Raw genomic sequence first — 15,873 nt, 5'->3', positions numbered from 1 at the left:
CACCCTGAGGCCTGGGGGAGTAGGTCACTCGAGCCGGCGGCCGTCCAGCTTGAGCCGTCGTACCGTGGTCTCGGCGAAGCGCCCCCGGTCCCGCACGCCGGGGTACGGCGCGACGGTCACGGTACGCCGTTCGATCCGTGTGACCTCGCGGATCAGCACCTCCCGCAACTGGTCGACGACCTCCCGATGCCCCGCACTGTCGATCAGGTTGTCCAATTCGTACGGGTCGGCGTCCAGGTCGTACAGCGCCCGCTCCGCATAGTGGTCGGCGGCCGGCTCGTCGCCCGCGTCCGGTGCGAGCACGTGGTACTTCCACCGCTCGGTCCGCACCGCCCGCCCGACCTCCGTCTCACTGATCTGGATGAGTACGGCGTCCGCCACGGCCTCTCGCAGCGGTACGCCGTCCAGGTGGTCCGGCAGCTCGATCCCGGCCACATCCAGCAGCGTCGGTACGACGTCAACGGTGCTGACCGGACTGCTGACCCGCGATCCACCTCGATACCCCGGACCCTCGACCACCAAGGGCACCCGGATCGATCCGTCGTGGGGTGACCGCTTGTACTCACTGTTGCGCGTCTTGAAGTGGGAGCCGTGGTCGGACGTGTAGAGGAGCAGCGTGTCGTCGGTGAGGTCCAGGCTGAGCAGTGCGTCGCGCAGTCGCCCGAGACACTCGTCGACGCGTTTGATCTGGCCGTAGTACCCGGCCGCGTGCCGGTGCGCCGTACCCGGAAGCGTCGCCAGGTCGGGCGGCAGCCACGCGCCATTGTAGGTGTCCCGGTAGACCTCGGGGGCCGGGTAGTCGTCGTGCTCGTTCTGGTGGTGCGGCTCGATCAACGAGACGAACAGCATGAACGGGCGGTCGTCCTCGGAGGCACGGGTGACGAAGCGGATCGCCGCGTCGGTCAGCGCGTCCGGCCGGTAGCCGGGCAGGAACACCGGCTCGCCGTCCCCGTCGTACACGATGGTCCGGTAGGCGTCGGAGGTGAACTCCAGGATGTTCGCACCCAGCCAGAAGTCGTAGCCGCCTTGCTCAGCGGCCGGGACCGGGTCCTGCGTGCCGAGGTGCCACTTGCCGATGTAGGCGGTCTGGTAGCCGGCCGCACCGAACAACCGGCCGAGGGTCGGTGCGTCAGTCGGCAGCGGCACGTTGTTGCGGTAGACGCCGGTGTTGGTCGGGTACATCCCGGTCTGCAGGGCAGCGCGGGCCGGAGCGCAGACGGGGTTCGTGGTGCACGCGGTCTCGAACATCGTGCCGCGGCGGGCCATCAGGTCGAGGTTGGGAGTCAGGCCGAGCGGACTGCCGGCCGCGCCGACGGTGTCCCAGCGCTGCTGGTCGGTGAAGAAGACGATGACGTTAGGGCGCGTCAAGAGGTACTCATTTCAATCCGGAGAGCGCGATGCCCTCGACCAGGAACTTCTGCGTGATGACGAAGAAGAGAGCGGTGGGGACGAACAGGATCAGGGCGCCGGCCGCGGTCAGGTTCCACTGGGTGAAGTACTCCTGGTTGAACAGCGTCAGCCCGATCGGCAGCGTGCGCATCTCGGTCCGGCTGGTGGCGATCAGGGGCCAGAGGAACTCGTTCCACTGGAAGACGAAGGTGAACAGGCCGAGCACGGCCAGCGCCGGCTTGCACTGCGGCAGGATCACCCGCAGGTAGATCCGGAACTCACCGGCGCCGTCCACCCGGGCCGCCTCGATCAGCTCGTCCGGCAGCGGCTTGATGAACTGCCGCATCAGGAAGATGCCGTAGGCATCCATCAGGAACGGCACGATCAGGCCCTGGTAGCTGTCGATCCAGCCCAGGCTCGCGAAGATCGAGTAGATCGGCAGCATCCGCACGAAGAACGGCACCATCAGCGTGGACAGCACCGCGACGAACGCGATCCGCTTGCCGGGGAAGTCCATCTTCGCGAACACGTAGCCGACCAGCGGGTCGAAGATGAGGTGCGAGACCGTGATCGCGCCGGCCATCACGAAGCTGTTCAGGAAGAACCGTCCGAACGGCGCCGCCTCGAACAACCGGGTGAAGTTGTCCCATTGCAGGTCCGCGGGCCACAGCACCGGATCGCCCGACTGCACCTCGGCGTCACTCTGCAACGCCAGCACGATCATGTACAGCAGCGGCAGCACCGTGACCAGTCCGAGCGCGACCAGGACGACGTACGCCGCGATCCGGTCGCCGGGGAAGAGCCGTTCACGCATTGGCGCGATCTCCGATCCGCAGTTGCGCCAGCGACAGCACAAGTACGACGAGCAGCAGCAGGACCGACAGCGCGGAGGCGTAGCCGAAGTCGTTGTCGTTGAAGGCCACGATGAACAGCCGGTGCGCGTACAGCGAGGTCGCGTTGCCGGGGCCGCCGCCGGTCACGATGTACGGAAGCGCGAACTGCTGCAGCGTGCTGATCAGGCCGATGATCGAGACGAACAAGGTCGTTGGCGCCAGCAACGGAATGGTGATCGCGAAGAACCGCCGCCACGGTCCGGCGCCGTCGATCCGTGCGGCCTCGTAGTACAGGCTCGGGATGCCTTGCAGACCGGCCAGGAACAGGACCATCGTGTAGCCGGCACCGGCCCAGACCGTGATGCCGACGATCGTCGCGAGCGGGTGGGTGCTGAGCCAGGTCTGGCCGGGCAGACCGATGGCCTCGAGCAACCGGTTGAGGATGCCGACCTGCGGATCGAGGATGTTCCGCCAGAGCAGGCCGACGATCGACACCGAGGTCAGGTAGGGGATCAGCAGGACCGAGCGGAAGAGCGTGCGGCCGGGCAGGGCTTGGTTGAGGATCACGGCCAGCCCGAGGCCGACCGCCGTACCGACGACCAACGTCCCGGCTGCGTAGGCCAGTGTGATCAGGAACGAGTGCAGCACCTCCGGGTCGGCGAAGGCGCGGCTGAAGTTGCCCAGGCCAACGAACGAGACGCCGTCGGCGTCGTACAGGCCGGTCAGCAACTGGTTGCCGATCGGGAGGAAGAAGAGCAAGGCGAAGAACAGAACCGCCGGAGTCAGGAAGAGCCATGCCGTCAGCGCCTGCCGGCGACGGGTCACAGCGCCGCCTCGGCCTGCTTGCGGAAGTCGGCGAGGGTCTGCTCGACCGGCGCATGCTGGATGATCATCTGCTGGTAGGCCTTCTTCCACAGCTCGTTGATCTGCGCGGCCTTCCCACTCGCGGACAGAGCGATGTCCTGTTTCGCCACCACCGCAAGGGATTTCGCGATGGTGGCCAGGCTCGGGTCCGCGGCGACGGCGGGGTCGGCGGCCCAGCTCTTGCGGGGCATCGACATACCGGCCTCCTTGGTGGCGGCCAGTTCGACCTTCACCGCGGCGAGCTTGGTGATCAGCTCCCACGACAGCTTGGGGTCCTTCGCCTTCGCCGGGATCATCAGGCCGGACCCGGCCATCGCGGCGGACTGCACGGCGCCGGTCAGCGGTGCGGCGAGGCCGAGGTCGATGTCCGGACTGCCCTGGCGGATCGGACCGATGTCCCACGGTCCCGACACGAACATCGCCGCGCGCTTGGCGGAGAAGAGCTTCTGCGGTCCGGAGTAGTCGGTCGTCGCGACCGGCGCGGGGGAGACCTTGTGGGTGAAGATCAGGTCCTGCATCCACTGCAGGGCCTTGAGCGCCCCGTCGGCCGGCATCATGAACTGCTTGGCTCCGGCGTTGCTGAAGTCCACGCTCTGCTGGTTGTAGTACGGCGCCGCATAGCTCGGGTCCGAGTTGAGTGCGCAGCCGCTGACCTTGTCCTTGGTGGTGGCCTTCGCGATCTCGAGGAACTCCTCCCAGTTGGTCGGCGGCTTGTCGAAACCGGCGGCCGACAACATCCCCTTGTTGTAGAAGAGCAGTCCGTTCGCGGTCAGGTGCAGCGGGATCGAGTACGTCTTGCCCTCGTACTGCCGCGCGACCACGGCCTGGTCCAGGTAGTCCCCCGGGAAGCCGAACTCCTTGTCCCCGGCGGCGAAGTCGTCCAGCGCCAGGACGTTGCCGGCCAGCCCGTACTGCGTCCCCGTGCCGGCGGAGACCTCCTCGACCAGGTCGGGGACATTGCCGGACCGGAAGTCCGCGGTCAGCTTCGTGGTCAGATCCGGCCACTGGAACTTCTGCCAGTTCATCTGCAGGTCGTGGTCCTTGCCGAACTGGTCGATCACTTCCTTGTAGGCCTGGTAGCCGTGGCCGGCGTTCCAGTAGATGGTGAACGTCCGGGCATCCTGCTTCTTCGCCGCCGGGGTGGCCGGCGAGCAGGCCGTTCCGACCGCGCCGAGCACGGTGACACCCAGGCCGAGCTGGAGGAACGAGCGGCGGTTGAACGAGGGCATGACAAGACCTTTCGATCGCGGGGAGGGCGGAAGCTCGTGGGAGCTAGGCGGAGGCGCGGTGGTTCAGCACCCAGGGCATGGACAGCTCCCGGGCGGGCAGACTCGGATCGTCGATGCGTGCGAACAACGCCTCGACCATTTCGGTGAAATCCAGTTGGTGCATGCCGACGCTGGTCAGCGGCGGCGCGGCGTACGTCGCCTCCCGGGTGTTGCCGGTACCGATCACGGCCAGGTCGTCCGGCACCTTGAAGCCGCGGTCCACGGCTGCCTGCAGGGCGGCGAAGCCACCACGGTCGGACTCTGACACGATCGCGTCCGGTGGTGCCGGGGAGTCGAGGAGTTCGCGGACCACGACCACCGCGTCCTCGCGGGAGGCCGCACCGACGCGGACCAGCGCCGGGTCGACCTCACGGCCCGCCTGGTGCAGGGCGTCGACGTACCCGAGGTATCTGTCGTCGTGGCTGCCGGTGTGGGAGAGGAAGGCAATCCGCTCCCGGCCTGCCTGGATGAGGTAGGTGGTTGCTTCTGACAGGGCCTGGCGGACGTTGTTGCGGACGATGTCGACACCTGGCAGTTCGAGGTTGTCGCTGAAGGCCATCAGGGCGCGAGTGGAGCGCCGGGCCGCGGTGAGGTCCAGGTCGTCACTCAGGCCAGGGGTGAAGATCGCGCCGTCAACATGGCCGCGGGTGATCACGCGCAACGACTGCGCGGCTCGGTCGATCCGGCGTACTGGTACTCCGATCACGGAATAGCCGTGCGCGGCGGCGACGTCCTCGCATTCCCAGGTCAACCGATCCAGCCACGGTCCGACCGGCGGGGCGTACACGATCGCGATCAACTCCGACCGTTGCCGCCGCAGACTGCGCGCGGCCGTGTTGCCCTTGTACCCCAGTTGCCGCGCGGCCTCTTCGACCCGCCGCCTCGTCGGCTCGGGCAGCGGGGTGGTCCGGTCCGCCCGCCCACTCAACACGTACGAACACGTTGCCACCGACACCCCAGCAGCCTCCGCCACATCCCGCAGCGTCGTGCGGCCTTCCGTACTCATGGTGAAAGCATTAACCTGACCCCAGACCTCCATCAATACCCTAAAGTTGGTTAATTTCCTACACATTAACCACAGGGTCGCCCAGGGCGTGTTCACGTCGGCGGTTCGGACGGGGCTAGCGGGGGTTGGGGTCGCTGAAGTTGTAGCGGCGGGCCAGTTGGGCTGAGCGGACTACCTGGCCCGTGAGGTGGATGACCTCGGGGTCGGCGGCGAGGGCTGCGACACCTCGGCCGACGAACTGTGGGGACTCCGAGTCGGTGAGGTCGAAGTACTCCGCCGCACGCAGAACCGATTCGGTGCGTACCAGGCCGGGGTACAACGACACCGCGGTCACGCCGTGGTCGCGCAGTTCGTGGGCCATGCAGGCGACCATGTGGTCGGTCGCCGCCTTCGCCGCGCCGTACGCGACCCCGGTGTCGGTCTTCTCGGCGCCCTCCGAGGAGACGTTGACGATCAGCCCCGACCGCTGGGCGACCATCGTCGGCACCGCCGCCACACTGGTCACGTAGTGCGCGCGCACCCCGGCCTGGAACGCCGAGTCCCAGCGCTCGATCGGCTGGGTCCAGAAGCCGGCTTCCTCCCAGAACGGCGTACCGTCCCAGAAGTACTCGTAGCCGCCCCAGACGTTGTTCACCAGTACGTCGAGACGCCCGGCATCGGTCACGACCTGCCGGACGGCCTGCCTGGTCTGCTCGTCGTCGCGGTGATCGCACGCGATGGCCACCCCGCGCCCACCGACCGCCGTCACCTCCTCGGCCGTCTCCTGCACAGTGCCGGGCAGCGGCGTCGGGTGCGCCCCGGCGCTCTCCGTCCGTCCAGTCACATAGACCGTCGCCCCCTGCTCAGCGAGCCCGAGCGCGATCCCCTTCCCCACCCCACGACTGGCCCCCGTCACCAGCGCGACCTTCCCCTCCAACAGCCCCATCCCCCGAAGCTAACCGCTCCCATCCGTTAACGCACCGACCCGCGGGGCCGTGCAATCGTCGAGTCGTGGATCGATGCGCGAGATCCACTGGAAGACTTGCCGAAATCCACGACTGGACAGGCGAATGAGCACCATCCGACCCGCTCGGCCCCGAGCAACGAAACGGCCCCTCCGAGGAGGGGCCGTTCAGGTGTGTGTGCGGTCAGCGGTCGCCGATGGGGACGTACTGGACGCCTCGCTCGCCGGTGTAGATCTGCTTGGGCCGGGCGATCTTCTGGTCGCCGTCGCCGAGCATCTCCAGCCACTGGGCCAGCCAGCCCGACGTCCGCGGGATCGCGAACAGGACGGTGAACATCTCCGGCGGGAACTGCAGGGCCTCGTAGATCAGGCCGGAGTAGAAGTCGACGTTCGGGTAGAGCTTGCGGGAGACGAAGTACTCGTCCTCCAGCGCGATCTTCTCCAGTTCGACGGCGATCTTCAGCAACGGGTTGATCCCGGTCACCTCGAACACGTCGTCGGCGGCCTTCTTGATGATCTTGGCCCGCGGGTCGTAGTTCTTGTAGACCCGGTGACCGAAGCCCATCAGCCGCTCGTCGCCGTTCTTGACGCCCTCGATGAACGACGGGACGTGGTCGACCGAGCCGATCCGGCGGAGCATCTTCAGCACCGCCTCGTTGGCGCCGCCGTGCAGCGGGCCGTAGAGCGCACCGATGCCGCCGGCAACGGCCGTGTACGGGTCGACCTGGGTGGAGCCGATCGCCCGGACCGCGTTGGTGGAGGCGTTCTGCTCGTGGTCGGCGTGCAGGATGAACAGGATCTCCAGTGCCCGCACCAGCCGGTCGTCGGCGGCGTACTTGGGCTCGCTCATCTTGAACAGCATGGACAGGAAGTTCGCCGTGTAGCTCAGCTCGTTGTCCGGGTACACGTACGGCTTGCCCTGGGCGTGCCGGAACGCGAACGCGCCCAGCGTCGGCATCTTCGCGATCAGCCGCCGGATCTGCAGCGCCCGCGACTCCTCGTCGAAGATGTTGCGCGACTCGGGGTAGAAGGTGGACAGCGCACCGACCGAGGCCAGCAGCATCCCCATCGGGTGGGCGTCGTACCGGAACCCCTGCATGAAGGTCTTCAGATTCTCGTGCACGAACGTGTGATACGTCACGTCGTGCGCCCAGGCCTCGTACTCCGCCTTGTTCGGCAGCTTGCCGTTCACCAGCAGGTAAGCCACCTCGAGATAGTTCGACTGCTCGGCGAGCTGCTCGATCGGGTAGCCGCGGTACTCGAGGATGCCCTTGTCGCCGTCGATGAAGGTGACGGAGGAGCGGCAGGAGGCGGTGTTGACGAAGCCCGGGTCGTAGGTGGCCAGGCCACCGTCGCCGTCGGTGGCGCTGATCTTCTTGAGGTCGGCGGCACGGATGGTGCCATCGGTGATGGCAAGGTCGAAGTCCTTGCCGGTCCGGTTGTCCCGGACGGTGAGCGACTGTTCGGTCACAATGCCCTCTTCGGAAGCTGGCGTCATCGCCTGGTGAGTGAGGGTTATCGTCAGCCGGCGGGACGCGGGTTCGGACTTGATTCTTCACGGCTAAACTAGTGCTGTCCTCGACTCCTTCCAAGCCGGGGTCTCCGGCGGGTCAGGGCTCGCTTTGACCCCAGGGTGCCGACGCCGGTATTCTGGGCTGCTGTTGTGCGTTCCAGGTCCTTGCCACGTCGGCGGACCGCTCGCCGACGTCCCAGTTTTGTCAACCTCTGAGAAACGAAGGTCAACGACCGTGCGCACGTACAGCCCGAAGCCTGCTGACGTCACCCGTGAGTGGCACGTGATCGACGCCACCGACGTCACGCTCGGTCGGCTCGCCGTCCAGATCGCCACCCTGCTGCGCGGCAAGCACAAGCCGACGTTCGCCCCGCACGTGGACGGCGGCGACTTCGTCGTCGTCGTCAACGCCTCCAAGGTCGCCCTGTCCGGCACCAAGCGGACGGACAAGCTGGCCTACCGCCACTCGGGTCACCCGGGTGGTCTGACGGCCACGCCGATCGGCGAGATCCTCGACAAGGACCCTCGCAAGGCCGTCGAGAAGGCTGTCTGGGGCATGCTGCCGAAGAACCGCCTGAGCCGGAAGCTGCTCACCAAGCTGAAGGTGTACGCCGGTCCGGAGCACCCGCACACCGCCCAGCAGCCGAAGCCGTTCGAGATCACCCAGATCGCCCAGTAAGCGATCGACGAGCCAGGTAAACGAGGAATTTCAGCGTGAGCGACATCACCACCGAGACCGAAGAGTTCGACCCCGAGGTCCCCATCGACAACGAGGGCCCGGTCGCCTACACCTCCGAGACGAACCCGACTCCGGAGCAGCGCGCCGAGACGGGTCGCGTCGCGGTGATCAACCCGGCCGCGGCCACCGGTCGCCGCAAGGAGGCCGTCGCCCGCGTCCGCCTGGTGCCCGGCACCGGACAGTGGACCGTCAACGGCAAGCCGCTGGACGTCTACTTCCCGAACAAGGTGCACCAGCAGCACGTGAACGAGCCGTTCGTCGTCGCGGGCCTCGAGGGCTCGTACGACGTGATCGCCCGGATCAACGGCGGCGGCATCACCGGCCAGGCCGGTGCGCTGCAGCTCGGTGTGGCCCGCTGCCTGAACGCGGCGGACCTCGAGGCGAACCGCCCGGGGCTGAAGAAGGCCGGCCTGCTGACCCGCGACGCGCGGATCAAGGAGCGCAAGAAGGCCGGACTCAAGAAGGCCCGTAAGGCGCCTCAGTACAGCAAGCGCTGATCACCTGATGGGGCGTTTGTTCGGCACGGACGGAGTCCGTGGCCTGGCGAACGTGGACCTGACCGCGGAGCTGGCGCTCGACCTCTCGGTCGCGGCAGCTCACGTACTCGGCGAGGCCGGTGCCTTCGAAGGGCACCGGCCACGCGCCGTTGTGGGGCGGGATCCACGCGCCAGTGGCGAGTTCCTGGAAGCCGCCGTGGTGGCCGGTCTGGCCAGTGCCGGCGTCGACGTGGTCAAGCTCGGCGTACTGCCGACTCCGGCCGTGGCGTACCTGACCGGCTCGACCGGCGCCGACCTCGGCGTGATGCTGTCGGCCAGCCACAACCCGATGCCGGACAACGGCATCAAGTTCCTGGCCCGAGGCGGGATCAAGCTCGACGACGTGATCGAGGACGCGATCGAGGCCCGGATGAACGAGCAGTGGCAGCGCCCGACCGGCGCGGCCGTCGGCCGGGTGCTCGAGGACGGCCAGGGTTTCGAGACCTATGTCTCGCATCTGGTCCGCTCCGCACCCAACCGGTTCGACGGCATCAAGGTCGTCATCGACTGTGCCAACGGTGCCGCGTCGCAGACCGCGCCGGAGGCACTGCGCCGGCTCGGCGCCGAGGTGATCACGTACGCCGCCGCACCCGACGGCCTGAACATCAACCTGGACTGCGGATCCACCCACCTGGAGGGTCTGCAGCGCGAGGTGCTCGGTCACCGTGCCGACCTCGGCATCGCCCTCGACGGTGACGCCGACCGGTGCCTGGCCGTGGACGCCAACGGCGAACTCGTGGACGGCGACCAGATCCTCGCGATCCTGGCCCTGGCCATGCGCGACAGCGGCCGGCTGTCCAACGACACCGTGGTCGCCACGGTGATGAGCAACCTGGGCTTCGTCCAGGCGATGGTCCGGGAGCGGATCGCGGTCGAGCAGACCAAGGTCGGCGACCGGTACGTGCTCGAGGCAATGAAAGCGGGCGGTCACAAGCTCGGCGGCGAGCAGTCCGGGCATGTGATCCTGTCCGACCACGCCACCACCGGCGACGGCACGCTGACCGCGGTCATGCTGCTCGCCCGGCTCGCCCAGACCGGCAAGTCCCTGAGCGACCTGGCCGGCGCGATGACCCGCCTGCCGCAGGTCCTGGTCAACGTGAAGAACGTCGACAAGACCCGCGCCGGCACGGACCCGGCTGTCCAGACGGCGGTGGCCGAAGCCACCAACCGCCTGGGCGACACCGGCCGCGTCCTGCTCCGCCCCTCCGGCACCGAGCCCTTGGTCCGGGTCATGGTCGAGGCCGAGTCCTCCGACACAGCCCACGAGATCGCTCACTCCTTGGCGGAGACCGTAGCCAGCGCACTCAAGCTCTAGGAAACACTCACGCGTCGATGGCGTGGTTCCCGCTCACCTGGGCTGGGAGCCACGCCATCAGGGTGTTTCGAGGTCTTCGACGGCCCAGGCGGTCGCCTGCTCGAGCTCCTCGTTCGGGAACAGCTTCACCTCGCCGGGAATGGACCAGCCTGCGAGCGTCACCAGTCGCCGGATGCTGTCCTCGTCCGAGACGACGGCGATGCGGTCGAAGGAGCGCGGATGGGCGAGGCCGAGGATGGCGTCCTGCAAGGCGCCACCGGCGGTGTAGCCGCCGAAGCGGTCGTCGAGCACGTGCAGGACGCGAATCCTCTGGTGATGCTCCAACGCCTTCTTCACCGCCGGCGCCGCGACCGCCTCGTAGTCGGCGGACTCGACCTGGCCGACGGCGATGAGGCCGACGACCCCGTCGGGGAGCCCGTCGATCAGCTCGATCATCGTGTGCCCAGCTAGCCCGAGAGTCCGGCGGATGCTTCCTTCAGACCGGCCTTCAGCTCGTCCGCCGAGGCCTTGTCGATCTGGGCGATCGAGGTGCGGATCGCATTGCTGAGCGCCCCCGCGACTGCGTCGGCCCCGGCATGCGCGTAGATCGCGATGATGCCGGCCGATCCCGGCGGAAGCGCGTCGTCGAGCTTGTCGCCGATGCCGGCCTTCATGCGGTGGCGAGCGAACTTCCCGGCCAGCCCGCCGACCGCGGCACCGACGACTGTCGACGCCAGCAGCGGCGGGGCGAAGAGCCCGATGACGAGGCCGACGCCGGCTCCGGCCTTGGCTCCCCGGTGACCGAGATGGTCGCCGGTCTCCTTGACGGTGACCTCGCCGTCGGCGTCCTTGACGACGAGGGCCACGCCGTCGGTGGTGATCCCGCCGTCGGCCGCGAGCTTGGTGTAGGCGTCGAAGTCCTGCTGCGCCAGGTCCGGGATGAGGTAGACCGCGATCAGGACGTCCAGCTGGTCCTTGTCACTCATGATGCTCCTTTTCGCCCTGCGTCTCAGGCGCTCGCGGCGTGGGCCGCCAGGGCCTGAGCCGCGTGCTCGTTCAGCGCGTGCCTGTCCTCGTCGGTCAAGTCGGGCGCAACGTCGAAGACGACCTGCTTGATCTTGCCCGTGAACGCGAACGGCGCTTTGTCGGCATAGCTGCGGTCGACGACCAGGCCGTTGTCGCGACCGATGTCCATGCCGGAGTAGCCCGAGAAGCGGGCCGGCACGGTGTGCTCCATCCGCCCCGTGGCGACCGGCTCGCCGTTGACCAGCAGCGTCACTTCACCGCCGGTCGCGGGTTTCGGCGCGTCGGCCGTGAACACGAGCTCGACAGCGACCTCGCCGGTCGGCAGCGGCTGCTCGGCCGCCTGCGTGTACACGAACACCCCGAGCATCGAGTAGGTGTGCTTGAGCAGCCCGTCCTGCACGAAGAGCGAGAAGCCGCCGAGATGGTCGGCCTCGGCAACGATCACTCCCTCCGCGCCGCCCTCGGGCACGACCAGGTCGGCGCTGATCGTGTAGGAGTGGTTGTAGATCCGTGGGATCATCCCGCTCGGGATGTTCTGGATGTCGCCGCGGAAGACGAACTTCGACACCTCCGGCAGCGGCGGTGTCATACCGAAGAACGACGTCAGTCCGCCGAGCAGCGGCAACACGTTGTTGCGTTCGGCCTCCGCCCAGAAGAGCTCGGCGAGTTCCTTCGTCTTGTCCGGATGGTCGGCGGCCAGGTTCTTCGACTGGGTGAAGTCGTCGGGCAGGTAGTACAGCTCGACCGGATCGGCGTCGGGATCCCAGCCTGGCCCGAACTTCTTGAGCGCCTCCGGGTCGAACGTCCACGGGATCCGTGGCATCCGCTGGCAGTACAGCCACCCGTCCTTGTACATCGCCCGGTTGCCGAGGATCTCGTAGTACTGCTGCGTGTGGCGCTCCGGCGCGGCCGGGTCCGAGAACGAGTCGGCGAAGGTGACGCCGTCGAACGGCTGCTGCTGGACGCCGTCGACCGAGTCGGGCATCGGGATCCCGGCGAGGTCGAGGACCGTCGCGCCGATGTCGTTCACGTGCGTGTAGTGGCTGCGCAGTGCGCCCGCGTCGGTGATGCCGCTCGGCCAATGCACAACCAGCGGGTTCCGCGTGCCGCCGAGATGCGAGGCGACCTGCTTGCCCCAGTCGAACGGCGTGTTGCCGGCCCAGGCCCACCCGGCCGAGTAGTGCGGCGCGAGCTGCTCGCCGCCCCAGGCCTCGAGACCACCCTGCTTGAAGAGAATCCCCATCTGCTGCTCGGGCGTGAGCGGGATCCCGTTCAGGGTCGTCATCTCGTTGAACGTGCCGGTGAGCGTGCCCTCCATGCTCGCGCCGTTGTCGCCCCAGATCCAGACGATCACGGTGTTGTCCAGCTCGCCCATCTCGTCGATCGCGTCGACGATCCGGCCGACGTTCCAGTCGGCGTTCTCGGAGTATCCGGCGTAGACCTCCATCTGACGGGCGTAGAGGCGTTTGTGCGTCTCGTCGAGTGAGTCCCAGGTCGGGAAGGCGTCGTTGCGCGGCGGCAGTTCCGCGTCGGTGGGGATGACACCCAGCGCCTTCTGTCGCGCGAACGTCTGCTCACGCATCACGTCCCAGCCTTCGTCGAACATGCCGCGATACTTGTCCGACCACTTGCGCGGCACGTGGTGCGGTGCGTGGCTGCAGCCGGTGGCGACGTACGCGAACCACGGCGTCGACGGCTTCTCGGAGCGGATCCGGTGCAGCCAGTCGATCGTCTGGTCGCCGAGGTCGTCCTGCAGGTAGTACGGGTCGGGGCCCTTCGCTTCGGGGACGCCGATCATCTTCTGGTTCTCGGCGATCAGCGGGTCGTACTGTCCGGCCTCGCCGCCGAGGAAGCCCCAGAAGTAGTCGAACCCGAGCCGGGTCGGCCACCGGTCGAACGGTCCCGAGAACCCCTGCTGGTTGTCCGGGGTCAGATGCCACTTCCCGAAGCCGCCCGTCAGGTAGCCGTTCTCCTGGAGGATGCGCGGGAACGGCGCGCAATCGTGGGGGATGGTCGCGTTGTAGCCGGGGAAGGGACCGGAGAATTCGCCCACCATGCCGAAGCCGACCCGGTGGTGGTTGCGACCGGTCAGCAGCGCCGCCCGGGTCGGCGAGCAGAGCGCCGTGACATGGAAGCGGTTGTACCGCAGCCCGTTCTCGGCGAGCCGGGTGTAGTTGGGCGTCTGGATCGGACCACCGAAGGTGCTCGGATTGCCGAAGCCGGCGTCGTCGATCAGGACGAGGAGCACGTTCGGTGCGCCGTCGGGTGGCTTCACATGGCTCGCCTGGTCCCAGTCCGGCGTCGAGCCGGAGAGTGTTCGCTCGGTCGCGCCCGCGAACCGTGGTCGCCGGATCGGGAGCTGGCTGCGGTTGATTCCTGTGTCCGGCACGGGTCGACGTCCTCTCGCCTCGACGCTGAGGCGTCTAGACAGGTCTTGCTCTCGACAGCCACCGTAGGTTCGGGGTCCGCGCGGCCCATCATCCGCTCAGGATGATTGGCCCGTCGCCGCCTCGCAGACGTGCGTACGCCGGAGAAGCCCCGCGCTTCTCCGGCGTACTGGTTCCGCAATACCGGAGCTCAGGGTTCCAGGCCGACTGCCTTGAGGGGGTTGGGCCAGGAGGTGAGGGCAGCGTGCAGGGTGGGGTCCTGGACGGTGGCCAGAGCCTCCGTGTAGGCGTCGGTGATGACGTCGGCGATCCGGATGGGTGTGCCGGTGGACGCGGAGCGTACGGCGGCCTCGACCATGGCGACGCTGATCACGTTGGAGTGGACCTCCGACTGCGGGACCGTCGACTCGCGGACCGCGGCGACGAACTCGACCAGGGACCCGGCGATCTGTTCGGGGTCGTCGGCCATCACCGCAGGCCGGGCCTCGCCGGTGGCCAGCTCCGTGACCGGCGGGTTGTCCCCGTCCCACGTCGCCGTACCGCCGGCCGCGCTCGCCCGCCAGCGCCCGTTCCAGGAGGTCTCCAAGCCGGGCGCGCACCAGCTGCCGGTGAAGGCGAACCGGGTGCCGTCGGCGAAGCAAAAGATCGCCGACGCGGCCGCGTTGCCGTCGAACCAGCTCCACTCCGGGTTGTACGACTCGCAGTACACCGTCACCGGCTCGGAGCCGATCAGCTTGCGGGCCAGGTCGAACTGGTGGATCGCCATGTCGACCAGCAGCGGTTCGGCCATCCGCTCCCGGAAGCCGCTGAAGTGCGGGGCCTTGAAGAACTCGCACGACAGTGAACCGATGGTGCCGAGCTCGGCGATCTGCCGGCCGAACGCGGACCCGGCCCGGAAGTAGCGGCGGGACTGCGAAACCATCAACAGCTTCCCGCTGATCTCCGACGCCGCGACCATCGCCAGGCATTCGCGGACCGACTCGGCCAGCGGCTTCTCGCACAGCACGGGGAGCCCACGCTGCAGGGCATCCACGCTGACCTTCGGATGCGCGAGCGGCACGGTCACGTCGACGACCGCATCGGCCTCCACGCCCAGCTCGTCGATCGAGGTCGCCACCGGAAGGTCGCCGTACCCGTGCTCGTCGGCGGCCGCCCGGGCAACGTCGACGTCCAGGTCGACCAGGCCGACCAGTACGACGTCAGGGTTCTCCGAGATCGTGCGCAGCCAGGCCCGGCCCATGCCGCCGGCACCGACCTGAAGCAGTCGCAGGGGTTCAGGCATCCGCGGGCTCCTCGATCGGGCCCTTGTAGCCGTGGCCGTTGAAGAAGTCACCGGTCTCGTACCGCAGCAGCGTCGGGACCGCTCGCTGGGGCAGGTCCGTCATCGCCCACGCGACACCGTTCGCGATCACCTTGCGGACGTCCTTGTGGTGGTACACCGGGAAATCCTGATCGCCGGGGGAGAAGTAGAAGATCTTCCCGTGCCCGCGGCGGAAGGTGCAGCCGGACCGGAACACCTCGCCGCCGGAGAACGACGAGACGAAGATCAGTTCGTCCGGCACCGGGATGTCGAAGAACTCGCCGTACATCTCCTGCTGCTCGATCTCGATCGGGTGCGGTACGCCCTGTGCGATCGGGTGCGTCGGGTTCACCGTCCAGACCAGTTCGCGGTCCCGCTCGCTGCGCCAGCGCAACGTGCACGAGGTCCCCATCAGCTTGCCGAAGATCTTCGACCAGTGCCCGGAGTGCAGCACGACCAGACCCATCCCGGACAGCACGTGCTGGTACACGCGCTCGACCACCTTGTCCTCGACCTCGCCGTGGGCCGCATGACCCCACCAGACCAGTACGTCGGTGTCGGCCAGCACCTCCTCGGTCAGGCCGTGCTCGGGTTCGTCCAGAGTGGTCGTGCCGACCTTGGCGGCGTCGCCGAGGTTCTCCGCGATACCGGCGGCGATCGTGCTGTGCATGCCGTCGGGGTAGATCTCGGCGACGTGCGGCTCGACCTGCTCGTGCCGGTTCTCGCCCCAGACGAGTACGCGAATCGTCATAGTGTGAAAGTCCTTGTCCGTAAG

General features: G+C 67.8%; 15 protein-coding genes. 3 read left to right on the top strand and 12 right to left on the bottom strand.

Annotated elements, in window-relative coordinates; genetic code table 11:
- Positions 1 to 24: 24 nt before the first annotated feature.
- The 7 genes from ACGFH6_RS03885 to ACGFH6_RS03855 form a co-directional block, all read right to left on the bottom strand.
- Positions 25 to 1,368: a sulfatase-like hydrolase/transferase gene (locus tag ACGFH6_RS03885; protein WP_393380249.1), complete on the bottom strand. Its 1,344-nt coding sequence runs from the start codon at positions 1,366 to 1,368 to the stop codon at positions 25 to 27.
- A gap of 7 nt (positions 1,369 to 1,375) precedes the next feature.
- Positions 1,376 to 2,203, bottom strand: a complete 828-nt coding sequence (locus ACGFH6_RS03880) for a carbohydrate ABC transporter permease (protein WP_393380247.1) — start codon at positions 2,201 to 2,203, stop codon at positions 1,376 to 1,378.
- Positions 2,196 to 3,047 carry a carbohydrate ABC transporter permease gene (locus ACGFH6_RS03875; protein ID WP_393380246.1) on the bottom strand — a complete coding sequence of 284 codons (852 nt, stop codon included), beginning with the start codon at positions 3,045 to 3,047 and terminating at the stop codon, positions 2,196 to 2,198. Before ACGFH6_RS03875 ends, ACGFH6_RS03880 begins: the two co-directional genes overlap by 8 nt.
- Entirely contained in the window at positions 3,044 to 4,315 is a 1,272-nt protein-coding gene (locus ACGFH6_RS03870; RefSeq protein WP_393380245.1) for an extracellular solute-binding protein, read from the bottom strand. Before ACGFH6_RS03870 ends, ACGFH6_RS03875 begins: the two co-directional genes overlap by 4 nt.
- 43 nt (positions 4,316 to 4,358) lie before the next feature.
- Positions 4,359 to 5,360 carry a LacI family DNA-binding transcriptional regulator gene (locus ACGFH6_RS03865; RefSeq protein ID WP_393380243.1) on the bottom strand — a complete coding sequence of 334 codons (1,002 nt, stop codon included), beginning with the start codon at positions 5,358 to 5,360 and terminating at the stop codon, positions 4,359 to 4,361.
- A gap of 115 nt (positions 5,361 to 5,475) precedes the next feature.
- Positions 5,476 to 6,285 (bottom strand): SDR family NAD(P)-dependent oxidoreductase, encoded by an 810-nt coding sequence (locus ACGFH6_RS03860; RefSeq protein WP_393380241.1) that lies wholly within the window; start codon positions 6,283 to 6,285, stop codon positions 5,476 to 5,478.
- 202 nt (positions 6,286 to 6,487) lie between these two features.
- On the bottom strand, positions 6,488 to 7,774 hold the full coding sequence (locus tag ACGFH6_RS03855; protein ID WP_238162916.1) for a citrate synthase: 1,287 nt from the start codon (positions 7,772 to 7,774) through the stop codon (positions 6,488 to 6,490).
- A gap of 277 nt (positions 7,775 to 8,051) precedes the next feature.
- Here ACGFH6_RS03855 and rplM point away from each other — a divergent pair, with 277 nt between their 5' ends.
- The 3 genes from rplM to glmM are packed head-to-tail and all read left to right on the top strand — an operon-like array spanning position 8,052 to position 10,406.
- Positions 8,052 to 8,495 carry a 50S ribosomal protein L13 gene (rplM, locus tag ACGFH6_RS03850; protein WP_131286311.1) on the top strand — a complete coding sequence of 148 codons (444 nt, stop codon included), beginning with the start codon at positions 8,052 to 8,054 and terminating at the stop codon, positions 8,493 to 8,495.
- A gap of 35 nt (positions 8,496 to 8,530) precedes the next feature.
- The gene (gene rpsI, locus ACGFH6_RS03845; protein ID WP_393380239.1) at positions 8,531 to 9,052 is read left to right on the top strand and encodes a 30S ribosomal protein S9; all 522 of its coding nucleotides are present in this window, start codon (positions 8,531 to 8,533) and stop codon (positions 9,050 to 9,052) included.
- Between the two features lie 7 nt (positions 9,053 to 9,059).
- On the top strand, positions 9,060 to 10,406 hold the full coding sequence (gene glmM, locus ACGFH6_RS03840; protein ID WP_393380237.1) for a phosphoglucosamine mutase: 1,347 nt from the start codon (positions 9,060 to 9,062) through the stop codon (positions 10,404 to 10,406).
- Positions 10,407 to 10,463: 57 nt separating this feature from the next.
- On the opposite strand, the gene ACGFH6_RS03835 is transcribed toward glmM, so the two are convergent.
- From ACGFH6_RS03835 to ACGFH6_RS03815, 5 genes are all read right to left on the bottom strand, one after another.
- Positions 10,464 to 10,841 carry an STAS/SEC14 domain-containing protein gene (locus ACGFH6_RS03835; protein WP_393380235.1) on the bottom strand — a complete coding sequence of 126 codons (378 nt, stop codon included), beginning with the start codon at positions 10,839 to 10,841 and terminating at the stop codon, positions 10,464 to 10,466.
- An 11-nt stretch (positions 10,842 to 10,852) separates the two neighbouring features.
- Entirely contained in the window at positions 10,853 to 11,371 is a 519-nt protein-coding gene (locus ACGFH6_RS03830) for a DUF1269 domain-containing protein (protein WP_393380233.1), read from the bottom strand.
- A 23-nt stretch (positions 11,372 to 11,394) separates the two neighbouring features.
- Complete coding sequence (locus tag ACGFH6_RS03825) at positions 11,395 to 13,800, bottom strand: sulfatase-like hydrolase/transferase (protein WP_393380231.1); 2,406 nt, start codon at positions 13,798 to 13,800, stop codon at positions 11,395 to 11,397.
- Positions 13,801 to 13,988: 188 nt separating this feature from the next.
- Entirely contained in the window at positions 13,989 to 15,080 is a 1,092-nt protein-coding gene (locus ACGFH6_RS03820) for a Gfo/Idh/MocA family protein (RefSeq protein WP_393380229.1), read from the bottom strand.
- Positions 15,073 to 15,849 carry a ThuA domain-containing protein gene (locus ACGFH6_RS03815; RefSeq protein WP_393380228.1) on the bottom strand — a complete coding sequence of 259 codons (777 nt, stop codon included), beginning with the start codon at positions 15,847 to 15,849 and terminating at the stop codon, positions 15,073 to 15,075. Before ACGFH6_RS03815 ends, ACGFH6_RS03820 begins: the two co-directional genes overlap by 8 nt.
- Positions 15,850 to 15,873: the final 24 nt, after the last annotated feature.

It is taken from the genome of Kribbella sp. NPDC049227 (genome assembly GCF_043197265.1).
Taxonomy (GTDB): Bacteria; Actinomycetota; Actinomycetes; order Propionibacteriales; family Kribbellaceae; genus Kribbella.
The sequence above is the reverse complement of the archived record's forward strand: the minus strand, read 5'-3'. Positions and strand labels throughout refer to the sequence as shown.

Excerpts from the sequence above, each read along its gene's own strand:
- ACGFH6_RS03880 (WP_393380247.1), bottom strand. The coding sequence starts at position 2,203 with ATGCGTGAACGGCTCTTCCCCGGCGACCGGATCGCGGCGTACGTCGTC.
- ACGFH6_RS03870 (WP_393380245.1), bottom strand. The coding sequence starts at position 4,315 with ATGCCCTCGTTCAACCGCCGCTCGTTCCTCCAGCTCGGCCTGGGTGTC.
- ACGFH6_RS03865 (WP_393380243.1), bottom strand. The coding sequence starts at position 5,360 with ATGAGTACGGAAGGCCGCACGACGCTGCGGGATGTGGCGGAGGCTGCT.
- ACGFH6_RS03860 (WP_393380241.1), bottom strand. The coding sequence starts at position 6,285 with ATGGGGCTGTTGGAGGGGAAGGTCGCGCTGGTGACGGGGGCCAGTCGT.
- glmM (WP_393380237.1), top strand. The coding sequence starts at position 9,060 with ATGGGGCGTTTGTTCGGCACGGACGGAGTCCGTGGCCTGGCGAACGTG.
- ACGFH6_RS03835 (WP_393380235.1), bottom strand. The coding sequence starts at position 10,841 with ATGATCGAGCTGATCGACGGGCTCCCCGACGGGGTCGTCGGCCTCATC.
- ACGFH6_RS03830 (WP_393380233.1), bottom strand. The coding sequence starts at position 11,371 with ATGAGTGACAAGGACCAGCTGGACGTCCTGATCGCGGTCTACCTCATC.
- ACGFH6_RS03820 (WP_393380229.1), bottom strand. The coding sequence starts at position 15,080 with ATGCCTGAACCCCTGCGACTGCTTCAGGTCGGTGCCGGCGGCATGGGC.
- ACGFH6_RS03815 (WP_393380228.1), bottom strand. The coding sequence starts at position 15,849 with ATGACGATTCGCGTACTCGTCTGGGGCGAGAACCGGCACGAGCAGGTC.